At 41.3% G+C, this 12,743-nt stretch carries 10 protein-coding genes; 7 read left to right on the forward strand and 3 right to left on the reverse strand.

What is annotated here, in order from left to right; translation table 11 throughout:
- Position 1: 1 nt before the first annotated feature.
- On the forward strand, positions 2-1,048 hold the full coding sequence (locus LX64_RS10500; RefSeq protein WP_111597582.1) for a S66 peptidase family protein: 1,047 nt from the start codon (positions 2-4) through the stop codon (positions 1,046-1,048).
- On the opposite strand, the gene LX64_RS10505 is transcribed toward LX64_RS10500, so the two are convergent.
- The gene (locus LX64_RS10505) at positions 1,045-1,812 is read right to left on the reverse strand and encodes a porin family protein (RefSeq protein ID WP_111597583.1); all 768 of its coding nucleotides are present in this window, start codon (positions 1,810-1,812) and stop codon (positions 1,045-1,047) included. The genes LX64_RS10500 and LX64_RS10505 overlap by 4 nt on opposite strands.
- 10 nt (positions 1,813-1,822) lie before the next feature.
- Positions 1,823-2,893: a PCMD domain-containing protein gene (locus LX64_RS10510; RefSeq protein ID WP_111597584.1), complete on the reverse strand. Its 1,071-nt coding sequence runs from the start codon at positions 2,891-2,893 to the stop codon at positions 1,823-1,825.
- A 181-nt stretch (positions 2,894-3,074) separates the two neighbouring features.
- Between LX64_RS10510 and LX64_RS10515 the strand changes: the two genes are divergently transcribed.
- The 6 genes from LX64_RS10515 to LX64_RS10540 all read left to right on the forward strand — a co-directional run bounded on the left by LX64_RS10515 (position 3,075) and on the right by LX64_RS10540 (position 11,806).
- Positions 3,075-3,584: an FUSC family protein gene (locus LX64_RS10515; protein ID WP_111597585.1), complete on the forward strand. Its 510-nt coding sequence runs from the start codon at positions 3,075-3,077 to the stop codon at positions 3,582-3,584.
- A gap of 42 nt (positions 3,585-3,626) precedes the next feature.
- Positions 3,627-3,983 (forward strand): MmcQ/YjbR family DNA-binding protein, encoded by a 357-nt coding sequence (locus tag LX64_RS10520; RefSeq protein WP_111597586.1) that lies wholly within the window; start codon positions 3,627-3,629, stop codon positions 3,981-3,983.
- 666 nt (positions 3,984-4,649) lie between these two features.
- The gene (locus LX64_RS10525) at positions 4,650-5,384 is read left to right on the forward strand and encodes a hypothetical protein (protein ID WP_148707271.1); all 735 of its coding nucleotides are present in this window, start codon (positions 4,650-4,652) and stop codon (positions 5,382-5,384) included.
- 26 nt (positions 5,385-5,410) lie between these two features.
- Positions 5,411-8,182 (forward strand): TonB-dependent receptor, encoded by a 2,772-nt coding sequence (locus tag LX64_RS10530; RefSeq protein WP_111597588.1) that lies wholly within the window; start codon positions 5,411-5,413, stop codon positions 8,180-8,182.
- A gap of 9 nt (positions 8,183-8,191) precedes the next feature.
- Positions 8,192-9,358 (forward strand): DUF4249 domain-containing protein, encoded by a 1,167-nt coding sequence (locus tag LX64_RS10535; RefSeq protein WP_111597589.1) that lies wholly within the window; start codon positions 8,192-8,194, stop codon positions 9,356-9,358.
- Between the two features lie 24 nt (positions 9,359-9,382).
- Complete coding sequence (locus LX64_RS10540; protein WP_148707272.1) at positions 9,383-11,806, forward strand: hypothetical protein; 2,424 nt, start codon at positions 9,383-9,385, stop codon at positions 11,804-11,806.
- A 79-nt stretch (positions 11,807-11,885) separates the two neighbouring features.
- On the opposite strand, the gene LX64_RS10545 is transcribed toward LX64_RS10540, so the two are convergent.
- The gene (locus tag LX64_RS10545; protein WP_148707273.1) at positions 11,886-12,293 is read right to left on the reverse strand and encodes a metal ABC transporter substrate-binding protein; all 408 of its coding nucleotides are present in this window, start codon (positions 12,291-12,293) and stop codon (positions 11,886-11,888) included.
- Between the last annotated feature and the right edge of the window lie 450 nt (positions 12,294-12,743).

Consider the following 12,743-nt stretch of genomic DNA (forward strand, 5'->3'; position numbering starts at 1 on the left):
CATGAAGCGTAAACACTTTTTATCGATGGTATTGGGTATGGGCGCTATTATTCCAGCAATGGCGCAGCAACCCGTGCGCAATAACGAAAGTGAAGAAGAGGAATTGGGAGAAGACATGCCTTGTAAAGTACCTCCTTACTTGCAGCCAGGCGATACAATAGGTATTACTTGCCCAGCGGGTTATATTACCTACGATCAAATTTTACCGGCCATTCGAATAATGGAGAGCTGGGGATATAAAATCCTTATTGGTAAAACGGTAGGCGCCCGCGATTTCACATTTGGTGGTACCGACGCAGAACGGTTGGCAGATTTGCAGGCGATGTTGGATAACCCGAAAGTACAAGCCATTATGTGTGCACGCGGTGGCTATGGTGTTGCGCGAATTGTAGATGGCTTACAGTTCGATAAATTTAAACAACATCCTAAGTGGGTTATAGGCTTTAGCGATATTACGGTTTTACATGCCCATATTCAGCGTAATTGTCATGTTGCGTCCATTCACTCCAAAATGTGCAATAGTTTCCCGGATGAGTTTAAAACGGCCGATCCAATCGTTCAACAAACCATCTTATCCATCCGCCAGGCGTTAAGCGGTGAGAAAATGACGTATACAGTAGAGCTCGATCCGAAGAATAGATTAGGAACTGCTAACGGGGAATTAATAGGTGGTAACCTGGCCATGTTGCAAAGTATTGCCGCTACGAAATCTGATATTCAAACGGCCGGTAAGATATTGTTCTTAGAAGATACGGGGGAATACTTGTATAGTATTGATAGAATGTTAGGAAACTTGGCAAGAGCAGGTAAGCTGGCGAAATTGAATGGATTAATTATGGGGGGCTTCACGAAAATAAAGGCCGACGACCCGGGAGAAGAATTCGGTAAATCGGTATATGATATTGTATTGGAGAAAGTGAAGGATTATAAGTATCCAGTTTGTTTTAACTTCCCGGTAGGGCATATACGGAACAACTTCGCTTTAAAATGCGGTGTGAAACACCGTTTACGTGTTGACGCAAGCGGTGTTTCATTCGCAGAAATCTAAATACGGTAATTAACACCTAGCATGACGTAGATATTGTACATGGGGAAATCCATTCCTTTAAAATCGCTTGGGAAAATGCTACGCAAGCCCCAAGAAAGATTAGCTTGTACACTTAAATGTTTACCTACGCGGCGTTCAGCACCACCTTGTAAGCCCATATCGAAACGACGCAAATCGTCGGCGAAATCGAACGTTGCTTGATCTACAATAATTTTCTCGCCGGTTGGTCCTCCATTACGGATGTATCCATCAGACACATCTCCATCGAAATGTCCATTCAATAACCACGCCATGTAACCACCCATACGGAAGCGCCAGTTATTGTTTGGCTTGAATACGGCTGCTACGGGAATTGTGATGTATGTATTACGGATCTTCGTTTTATTGTGGCCGGTGAATGTGCCTTCAAAGTACCCTGTTTGTCCACCTTCTGTTACGTTCATAATGGTAGGGAAATAAAGTACGGAATCTTTCACGCTCATACCTTTTAATTCTAAGCTCACGCCGGCACTTACGCCCCATTTAGGTTGGAAGTAATAGGTAGCCTCGTACCCTAAAGTAGGAGCGAAAGCTGGCCAATAGCCTTCTATTTTACGAATTGTGTTGGGCAATGGCACCGGTGTGGTTCCGCCAAAGTTGAAACCTGCAATAATGCGGTGTTCCATACGATCGCGGAAAGACAGCTTCTTAGTATCTTGTTCTTGTGCATAGGTAGCCGTAGCCGTTAGTAACAAGAGTATATAGAGTGCTAGTTGTTTCTTCATGTTGTAATTTTTACTTGGTTTCTTTCATGTTGATTTGTAAACTGTCGACCACTAAGCGGCTACCAATAGCGCCAATGTAAGCATCCCCATCTTTACTAGAAGATGCTACAATAGCCACCATGAGGCTTTCGTTGGGTTGAATTGCTTTTTCATACACGAAAGGGATTTCGAAGCGTGTATAAGCTTCCTTGGCAGTACCGTCGGCAACAATGGCGCGGGCGATGATACGGTCGGAAGTTTTGATATTGGTGGCGTCTAAACGTTCGGAGCCGGTATATAGAATAGCGTAAATAGAGCATTCGTCGGTTTTACCGGGAATGGCATTACCTTGTTTATCTTGGTAAACGGCGCCGGGAGTGTATTTATAATACCCCGAGAAGCTAGCAGGACGACCTTTTGTAAGGGGTTGACCGAATTTTGTAGCCTTCAAAGGTTCAATGAGTGCATTTTGCGAATCGAATACACCTAGGAAGAGAGAACCGGCAAAGAGTTTAATCCCGAGTAGGCTAGAAAGGGCTGTACCTTTAATTGTAAGCAATTCGGCAGCTTGTGAGCCGAACTTAGCATCGGTAGTGGCGCGTAATGGGTAGGCATCGTTGCGCTTAGGTAAACCAGCTAAAGCTGTTCCGGGGTTACCCGAGCTCCATAAAATGGACCCATCTTCTTCAACCGGGTATTGGTATTTGTCGCGTTCATTTTCGGCCCAATCTTCAAAATCAAACTTCCAATCGCCGGTGCTCACCACTTCAATCGTATACGATTTTTGGTAGGCTTTGCTTTGAGAAGTTACCACGTAAGTAATCGCACCTGAAGAAAAGTCGATCTTTTGCCCAGAAGCGGGGGAAATAGTAGCGCCTTCCGTGATCGTAATCTCGGGCGTGATACCTGCTTCGTAGGCATCGTTGGTTAAGTACAATAAGATCCGGCTATTGGCTTGGTCGATAAAAACTTCGCTGGTTGCGTCTGCGGAATCAATTGTAAAAGAAGTAATGTCGGCTTCCGGGTTTAACGGTGTGTCTTTGATACAGGCGTGCAATAATGGTATAAAGCAGGCCAGGATACTGAGTTTCTTTAGTTTCATGAAATGGTGTTTAATAGCGAGGGGAAAGTCGGTTCTTTCTCTTCTGTCCTTTCAAATTGTTTCAAATACTATAAGCGTTGGTTCATTCTTGGTTATAAACAATGTTGCCCATAGGAAGGTTACAAAAGTAAATGATATTTTTGCTTTACATTCATATCACCTTATTTGAACCGTTGTTACTATGAAGATAAATAAAGAGCGCATACTGAGGGTATTGATCTATGCTGCCAAATGTGTGGCCGGCGCTTTGGTGGTGTTTTTGTTATCGTGGTTGATTGATTATGATGAATATATCTGGTGTTTGATATCGGTGATGCTGGTACTTTCACCAGATGGTAGCGACGCTGTTGCGTTGGCCTTATCGCGTATTAAAGCGAACCTGGTGGGAGCTACTACAGGTTTAATTATGTTATTTATTCATCCTACGCAAGTGGTGATGGTCATTTCCGCAATTGCTATTACAGTTATTTTATGTAATGTATTGAAATTAGAAGCAGCCACGCGCACTGCTTTGGCGGCGTCGATTATTGTAATGACGCACGAGGTAGGCACGCACGTGTATGATGCGGCAGTAGAGCGTGTAATTGCTGTGCTTGTGGGATGTAGTTTGGGGTTGATGATCACTTTTGCTTTTCACAATAAATTTATCCAGCGTACGGTCGACGATATTCGTCATATGAACGAAGCCTAACGGTTTTCGTTTATACAAGGCCGTTATAAAAAGATAGTCATTATGAATATTGAAATGTTCCGCGAGTTTTGTTTGTCGTTACCAGGTACTACGGAAGGCTTTCCATTTGGGGAGGAGAACTTGGTGTTTTTTGTAAAGGGGAAGATGTTTGCGATAACGGATGTATCGGAATTTGCGTCTGTTAACTTGAAATGTGACCCAGAGGAGGCCGTAGAATTGAGAGAGCGCTACGAGGCGGTATTACCGGGTTATCATATGAATAAGAAGCATTGGAATACGGTACTAATGGATGGCACCATTCCGAAAAGCATGTTCTTTAAATGGGTGCGTGATTCGTATGATTTGGTGGTTGCGAAACTGCCAAAGAAAGATAGGGAGGAGTTATCTAAAGAAGGATAACATTTTACCATGTACAGAACGGGGTTAATCAATCCCGTTTTGTGCATAGTAACTGTCCACAAATTGACGCAAAATGTAGAAAAACGACCCGGTTACGACAAAAAAGATAACCAGGGAAAAAATACAGGCTTCACAATTGTCTAAGAATCACCTTAGTAACTAAGAAAAAAACGGTTTTCAGTAAACCATAATTATCATTTTTTGGTTATTTTAGTTATCGATTGCAAACATTGTAATCACTAAATTAGTAGTGTCGTGTAACCAAAATCATACATTTCAGCAACCAAAGTGTATATAGTCTACCAATAAAAAATTCATTTACAATAATTTATAAGAACTTTTTACAGATATTTTCGAGAACGATTGCATGCACACTTATATAAGTATTTCGATAGAAAACACGCTTAATAACCACCAGTAGCAAACAAGCTATACCTAGGAATTTTGATAGAATAGAGGAATTTACAACAAACGTTAACATATGGTTAACAAACAATTAGACAACAGGTTTACATTTGTAATAATTTATCTATTACATTTGTAAAATAACAGTATTACAAATGTGCATATTTAAAATTTGGCATGTATTATGGCCTTAATTTTCAAACAGCAGCACATGTAACCATTATCAGATGCGATTTTTTAACCAATGAAAAATTGCTACTCATGAAAAAGTTAATTGCGTTTGTTTCCGTTTGCTGTTGCATGGGCAACATTGAAGTATCAGGGCAAAACAATAACAGTAATGCAGTAATGCCCGCTATCATGCAAAGCCAGTACCTACTGATGAACCCTAATAGGGCTTCATTGTATAATGGTCCTGTTTACACACAATATTTTGCAGATATTATTTACGAGGACAAATACCCTTATTTAGACGAGTGGCGTTGGAAGAATGGTTGTGTTGTTTACGACGGTCAAGCATTTGAAAACATCGAGATGAAATATGATATTGTTTTAGATGAACTCATCGCCATTTACAAAGATGACAAAACCATCATCCGCCTCGTTAAAAGCAAAGTGTCCTCTTTCCAATTCAGAGATCGTTTATTTGTAAACATGCCTGCCGGTAATGGCTTAAGTGGTGGATATTATGAAGAAATCTACAGCGGCCGCACCAAAGTATTGGTGAAATACCGTAAGACTTACAAACCCGGCATTATCGACCAAGATGAAGTTATTCACAAAATAGAAGATGAACCTACTGTATATTATGTATTCTGGAAAGGTCAATACAGACCTGTACATAATGAACGTACCCTTTACCGCATGCTCGATGGGCATCGTAAAGAAGTGAAAGCGTTTGTTAAAGTGAATGCATTAGACGTGAAGGAGAATCTGAAACTTTCACTCCCAACGATCGCAAAATACTGCGACAATGATTTAAAAGAATCACGCTAGTATATATTCGTCCCCAATCGTAAAGCATGAGAAAAATTTTAACCTTTTTCTTCATGTGCTTCTGTACGCATGCAGTAGCGCAGGAGAATATCCTATCCACCCCCGTGAATGTTTCGCTAGATAGTGCAAATATTCAGACGTTTGTTGAAACCATTGAACATCAAACTAATTGTTTCTTCTATTATGATGACTTGAAGTTTGATAGTTTTTATGTGAAGATGCATGTTACTGATATGCCTTTACAACAGGTGTTAGACTTAGCATTTAAGAATACCGGGATTTATTATTCGGTAGATGAGCGCAAGTCGATATTCCTAACTGTTAACACCACCATTGCATTGGCATTGGGCGAGCAACCGCCAGCCGTTATTGTTAAATCCAAATACCTCCACAATAAATCCAACGCAGCTTCCGCCGCTAATAGTAGAAGTAACGTGGTTAGCCCAGCCCGTGTAAACTTCGAAGAAAACAAGATTTACGATATTGGGTTCAAGGCAAACGAATTTGGTACAGGTGCCGCTACAGTAGCCGGTTATGTACGACACAACAAAACAGGCGAAGGCGTTAGCGGGGCCTCTATTTATGTAGAAGGCTATAGAGCACGTGCCATTACTGATCAATACGGCTATTACACCCTTACCTTACCTAAAGGCAAACATATTTTGCGTATTACCTGTATTGGGTTAACCGATACACGCAGGCAGATCAACCTCTATACCGAGGGCAAATTGATTATTCATATGACCGATTATATCACTTCTTTGAAAGAGGTGAATATTGCGGGAGAAAAAACATCGAATGTAAAATCGACCGTTGTTGGGTTTAACAAAGTGAATATTAAAACAGTGAAGCAGCTACCTACCTTATTAGGTGAAGCCGATATTGTGCGCGTGTTGTTGAACTTACCCGGTGTAACCAGTGTAGGTGAAGGCAGTACGGGGCTAAATGTGCGCGGTGGTGCTGTAGATCAGAATTTAGTGTTGTTTGATGGTGCTACCATTTTCAATCCTTCTCATTTCTTCGGGTTCTTCTCAGGGTTTAACCCCGACGTTGTAAAGGATGCCGAATTATATAAAAGTAGCTTACCTGTGAAATACGGCAGCCGCCTGTCGTCGGTACTTGAAGTATCGACACGTGAAGGCAACCAGAACAAGTTTTCTGGCTCGGGCGGTGTTGGGCCGCTGAGTGGACACCTTACGTTTGAAGGTCCTATCGGTAAAAACACTTCATTCATTATCGGCGGCCGTTCCACCTACTCTGATTGGACATTGAATTTATTGGAGGATGAGAAATATAAAAATAGCAGTGCCAGCTTCTACGATGTAAATGCTCGTATTACGCATACCATCAATGATAGGAACACCATTTATGTATCTGGCTATATGAGTGGCGATAAGTTCCGCCTCGATGGAGATACATTATACCAATACGGGAATAAAAACGCCGTGGTGAAATGGAAGCACAATTTTAATAACCGCTTAACGAGCATATTTACGGCTGGTTACGACCGGTACGACTTCCAAATGGAGAGTGAGCAGCAGGATGTGACCGACTTTAAATTCAAGTTCGATATTATGCAGTACCATGGCAAATTGGATTTTACTTATGTGCCTAATACTGTGCATCGTTTTGAAACTGGGTTGGGGGCTATTTACTATAAATCTCACCCTGGCACTATCTCATCTGTTGGCAAAGGTTCCGTTGTGCCCGATAAAATGGATAGTGAGCAAGCCTTAGACCTCGCTGCCTATGTTGCAGATAATATCACGATCACGCCAGACCTTACCTTGAACGTTGGTGTACGAGCCAACTATTACGGGTACTTTGGTCCTCGTACGGTATATGAATACGCGCCGGGCGTACCCCGCGATGTTCGTTCCATTACAGATACGATCAATAAAACGGGCAATATTAAAAACTACATAGGGCTAGAACCACGTGTTTCCTTGCGCTATACCTTGCCGGATAATAACTCCAGTATTAAAGTGGCCTATAACCGCACGAGGCAGAATATCCATATGTTGAGTAATACAACTGCCATCAGCCCTGTAGATACTTGGAAGTTCAGCGACGATTACATTCAGCCGCAAGTGGGCGACCAAGTAGCGGTTGGTTACTACAAGAATTTCAAGGACAATACCATTGAAACATCTGTAGAGGCCTATTACAAATGGATTAAGCATACGTTAACGTATAAAAGCGGCGCGGAATTATTCTTAAACCCACACATCGAAACGGATGTCGCGAATGCAACGGGGAAAGCTTACGGCGTGGAATTATTGGTAAAGAAAACAGCCGGTAAATTAACAGGGTGGGTGAGTTATACATATTCAAGAACCTTTGTGAAAATGGATGACCCATTGGTATTGTCGCCAATTAATGGTGGCGATTATTTCCCCGCCGATTATGATAAGCCGCACGTAGTAAACTTCATCTCTAACTACAAATTCTCGCACAGGTTCAGCGTATCGTTAACGGCCAATTATAGTACCGGTAGGCCCATTACAGTGCCGATTGGGCGGTATTATTATGGTGGCGCTTACAGGATGTATTATGCCGATAGGAATACGGAGAGAATACCCGATTACTTCAGAACGGATTTAAGCATGAACATCGAAGGCAATCACAAAACGAATAAATTATTCCATAGCAGCTTTACTGTGGGAGTATATAACCTAACCGCTCGCCGTAATCCATACTCTGTATATTTCGTAACAGAAAATGGGAAAGTGAATGGTTACAAATTATCCATCTTCGGTTCAGCCATTCCTTTTGCTACATACAATTTCAAATTTTAAGCTAGTTATATGCGAAGAACCCGCCGGTATATTGTTTATGTCATCCTTGCTCTGGGCTGTATTTTGTACGGCGCCTGCAAAGACCCTTATACACCCGATCTCCAAGGAAAGAATATTAATTATTTAGTGGTAGATGGAATGATTGTAGTAGGGCCAAGTACCACTACCCGTATCATGTTAAGCAGGGCATCAGCTTTAAAAGATACAGCAAAAATGATCTATGAAACGAAAGCAAAAGTGACGGTGGAAGTAGAAGGTGGTGGTAGTTACGACTTAGTAGAATCCCCTATAGGTACTTACACAGCAAGTGATTTAAATATTGCCGTAGATAAAAAAGTTCGTCTCAAAATCGCTACACAAAAAAATGATCAATATATATCCAGCTTCGTTCCTGTAAGAAATGTGCCTCCAATTGATACAATTGCTAGCTATCGCAAAAACGATGTGTTTACAGTTTACGTAAATACACATGACCCCAGTAATTCCACTAAGTATTACAGGTGGACGTATGAAGGAACGTATGAGTATAACTCCCAATGGTATTCTCGTCAAGTTTTTAATAATAACGATTCTACCTTACGTAGTAGACCTTATTCAGAACAGGTGAAACTATTTAGGTGTTGGAAAAACCTTGTGACTAATTCCATATTAGTGGCTAGCAGCGAGCGCTCCAGTGTTGACCAAATTGTGCAAGAACCGCTACAGTCGTTTAATAGGGATCAAATAGAAATTAGTGTGGGGTATAGAATATTGGTGCGCCAATATGCTTTAACGAGCGAGGCTTACGATTATTTAAATAATGTACGGAAGTATACAGAGCAATTGGGCGGGATATTTGATCCTTTGCCTACAGAGCTGAGGGGTAACATTGTGAATGTACAAAACCCAGCAGAACCTGTAGTGGGATATATTTCAGCTTCGATGGAAACAACGAAAGCCAGGTATTTCAGCCGTCCTTCTTATTCTACATTTGAGAATAAATGTGGGTTTGCAACGGAAGTACTCGACCAGTCGAAGGCAGGCTTAGCCTTGTACTTTGGGTATGATAGGGGATACCCTGTGTTTTTAGACCCAGAGGAGAAAAAGCTGGGGGTGACCGGTAGTTTCCGCTGTTTGGATTGTTTACAACTACAAACAGGAGGATATAATGTACGCCCTGATTTCTGGCCTTTTTAATTGATTATTTTAAAAACCATGCGCATGAGAAAGTTTCTCTTACAAACCAGCTTCGTAACGATGAGCCTTTGTCCATTGTTCTCAAAGGCGCAGACCCAACCGGCGGCCATCATTGATCATATCAATCAACGATTTGAGCAATATACGAGAGATAATTATCGACAACAGCTATACATACAAACAGATAAAACAACTTACCTGGCAGGGGAGACCATTTGGATGAAATTATATTGTTCCATTTTGGCCTTTGGTGATGTACCCGATATGAGTAAGATTGTATATGTAGAAGTATTGAACGAAAAGAACCAACCTGTATTACAACAGAAATTGGGTATTCATGAAGGGCTAGGAGAAGGGTTTCTCACGTTATTGCCCACAATGGAAACGGGAAATTACACGCTTTGTGCTTATACCAAGTGGATGCAAAATTTTGGGGAAGAATACTTCTTCAAACAACCTGTTACCATTATTAATACGTTCGAGCAATTGTCGTTAGTTGATAGTAAACAATCCAAAAAAGCGATAATAAAATTTGCTACGAATGGAGGCCAACTAGTTGCCGGGGTAAAAAACTTTGTTGCCTATAGTATAAAAGATCCTGCGGGTAATGGGTTAGAAGCGAGTGGCAAGATCGTTGATAATGCGGGTAACTTTGTTACAGATATAAAGCCTGGCAAGTTTGGGATAGATAGCTTTTCCTTCACACCTCAAAGTAATAAAAAATATAAAGCACTCATACATTTCAACCAACAAGATACCATAGTTGCCTTACCAGAGGTAAAAGACCAAGGCTATGTAGTTACCTATTCCATGAAAGACCATTTCACCATTATGGTGGAAACGAGCATGCCGGTAGGACAAACCTATTACAGCACGGTGGTACAAAACAACGGGAAAATTACAGCCGTAGATGTGGCCCCCGTAATACCCGATGCAACGAATCCTAAAAATCATAAAATCCATTTCTACTTCAAAGGGAAAAATCCCATACGGGAAGGCGTGAATGAAATCACTGTTTTCGACAATGAATATAATATTGTTGGGCAACGATTATTCTTCCAGCCTCCAACAGCAAAACTGAACATTACCACGAAAGTAAATAAGTCGATTTATGGTAAACGTGAGAAAGTAGATATCGATGTAGCGACGAAAGATAGCTCCGACCAAACAGTACCCGCCAACCTTTCTGTAAAGGTGATTCGCAAGGATCAATTAGATTTGAATAAGGTAGATGATATTCAAAGTTACCATATGCTTACTTCGCATATTAATGGTATCGTGGAAGAACCCGCTTATTACTTTGCTGGATCTAATAACGTGGTGGAAGACGCTAATATGTTGTTACTATTACAAGGCAAGTATAGTGTAGATTGGTCGGCTGTATTTAATACGAAACAACCTAAGTTCTTATACGCGCCAGAATTGAACGGCCATATTGTAACAGGAAAAGTAACCAATAAACGAACGGGAAAACCGATGCCAAATACCATGGTATATTTGTCTATCCCCGGTAAACAAGTACGTTTCTTTGCCACCACTTCTGATGACAATGGTTATATTTCTGTGGAGGTGCCGGGTTATTACGGTGATGGCGATTTAGTAGTGCAACCCGCTCCGCAAGATAGTGCCGCGCAAATCGCGATTAACAGTCCTTATTACGTACACAAAGAACAACCCATATTTCATACAACCCAGGATGTTATTCTTACCAAAGCCGCTGTTAATGATTTGAAACAAAGGCACCGGGAAATGCAAATCCAGCAAGCCTTTTTCGGCGACAGTCTTACGCTGTTAGCATATAAAGGTCCTACTGATAGCGCTGCATTCTACGGGCCACCAGATGAGCAATTTAACCTCGACGATTACACACGTTTCCGAACGATGGAGGAAGTATTTCGAGAGTATGTACCAACTGTGATGGTACGAAAGCATAGCGATGGATTGCATTTATTGGCCTTGGATAAGGGTTTAAACTCGCCGAAATTCTTCGACCGCGACCCGTTTATACTGCTGGATGGGGTACCAATCTTTAACAATAAGAAGTTTTTTGAGTACGACCCGTTAAAGGTGCGCAAAGGTTCAGTCGTAGCTCACCAGTATATCTATAACAATTTGAAAGTAGATGGCATTGTGAGTTTACAAACGTACAAGGGAGATTTAGATGGCTACCAGTTAGAGCCTTATGTAACAGTGCAAGAGTATAATGGCTTACAATATCCGCGTGCGTTTTATTCTCCGCAATATGATGGTAGAAGTCGTAACAACAGGCGTATGCCGGATTATAGAAACTTATTGTATTGGTCGCCTAATGTAAAAATTGGCAATGATGGTAATGGTAAAGTGAATTTTTATACGTGCGATATTCCGGGGGAATACTTGATTGTAGTGGAAGGTATTAGTACCAATGGTCAAGTAGGTTATACATATACAGATTTCAAAGTGGAATAAAGATTTTTTTTATTGATAGAGAAAGGAATGTACACTATCAAACACCATGCAGCCGTCAATCTTGGCGGCTGTGCTTATTTTATAGCAACCCATTAGCTTTCATGGCGTTCTCTTGTTTTTCGTGTGAAATATAGCATAGGATTTTCCAATCGCCTTCGACATGGGAGAGTAGGTATGAAATTTTGAAGGGGATAGCTTGCACACCGGTTTGAGCAAATTGGCCTTCGTAGGAAACATGTACGAGTTTATAGGCTTCGCTGATGGGTTGATCTTCGGTTTGTACAACTGTCATCCCCAGCATCCCATGCTGTTGATTAAATGCATGGACTTCTTCCAGCCATTTAATGAACTGTTCGTTGTTTTGAAAGGTGGCTGCGTTGGAAGGGTCCGCAGCAATGAAAGCTTTGGCATAGAAATGAGCGATCGCTTGGGGTTGGTTGCCCAGTGAAGCTTTAGCATATGCTTGGAAAAAGTCGAATGATTGCATGGTGTGGGGGCTTTTATTTAACATAATAAAGTTATGTACAAAAATGTAGCCGATGTGGTATTTGCGAAGTGTGTTGTTTGAAATTAATTGTGGTGTTGGCGGATTGGGGTAGCATGATTTCACTAAAACCATAATGAGCCGAAACCTAATATTCATGCTAAATCTTTAACCAGCAACGCTTACACAATTCTCAAGAACTTCAATTCCAAGCATAAACTACCGCAAGCCAAAATCCCTTATTCGCACCAAATCCTTAACCAGCAACGTTTACACAATTCTCAGGCACTTCAAATTCAAGCCAAAACCTCAGCAAGCAGAAATCCCGTATTCGCATCAAATCCTTAGCCAGCAACGTTTACACAATTCTCAGGAACTTCAATTCCAAGCCAAAACCACAGCAAGCAGAAATCCCGTATTCGCATCAAATCCTTAGCCAGCAACGTTTATACA

Origin of the sequence: Chitinophaga skermanii (genome assembly GCF_003259335.1) — a bacterium.
GTDB classification, from domain to species: Bacteria; Bacteroidota; Bacteroidia; order Chitinophagales; family Chitinophagaceae; genus Chitinophaga; species Chitinophaga skermanii.

Coding starts and splice junctions, on each gene's coding strand:
- LX64_RS10500 (WP_111597582.1), top strand. CDS start 2: ATGAAGCGTAAACACTTTTTATCGATGGTATTGGGTATGGGCGCTATT.
- LX64_RS10505 (WP_111597583.1), bottom strand. CDS start 1,812: ATGAAGAAACAACTAGCACTCTATATACTCTTGTTACTAACGGCTACG.
- LX64_RS10510 (WP_111597584.1), bottom strand. CDS start 2,893: ATGAAACTAAAGAAACTCAGTATCCTGGCCTGCTTTATACCATTATTG.
- LX64_RS10515 (WP_111597585.1), top strand. CDS start 3,075: ATGAAGATAAATAAAGAGCGCATACTGAGGGTATTGATCTATGCTGCC.
- LX64_RS10520 (WP_111597586.1), top strand. CDS start 3,627: ATGAATATTGAAATGTTCCGCGAGTTTTGTTTGTCGTTACCAGGTACT.
- LX64_RS10525 (WP_148707271.1), top strand. CDS start 4,650: ATGAAAAAGTTAATTGCGTTTGTTTCCGTTTGCTGTTGCATGGGCAAC.
- LX64_RS10530 (WP_111597588.1), top strand. CDS start 5,411: ATGAGAAAAATTTTAACCTTTTTCTTCATGTGCTTCTGTACGCATGCA.
- LX64_RS10535 (WP_111597589.1), top strand. CDS start 8,192: ATGCGAAGAACCCGCCGGTATATTGTTTATGTCATCCTTGCTCTGGGC.
- LX64_RS10540 (WP_148707272.1), top strand. CDS start 9,383: ATGAGAAAGTTTCTCTTACAAACCAGCTTCGTAACGATGAGCCTTTGT.
- LX64_RS10545 (WP_148707273.1), bottom strand. CDS start 12,293: ATGCAATCATTCGACTTTTTCCAAGCATATGCTAAAGCTTCACTGGGC.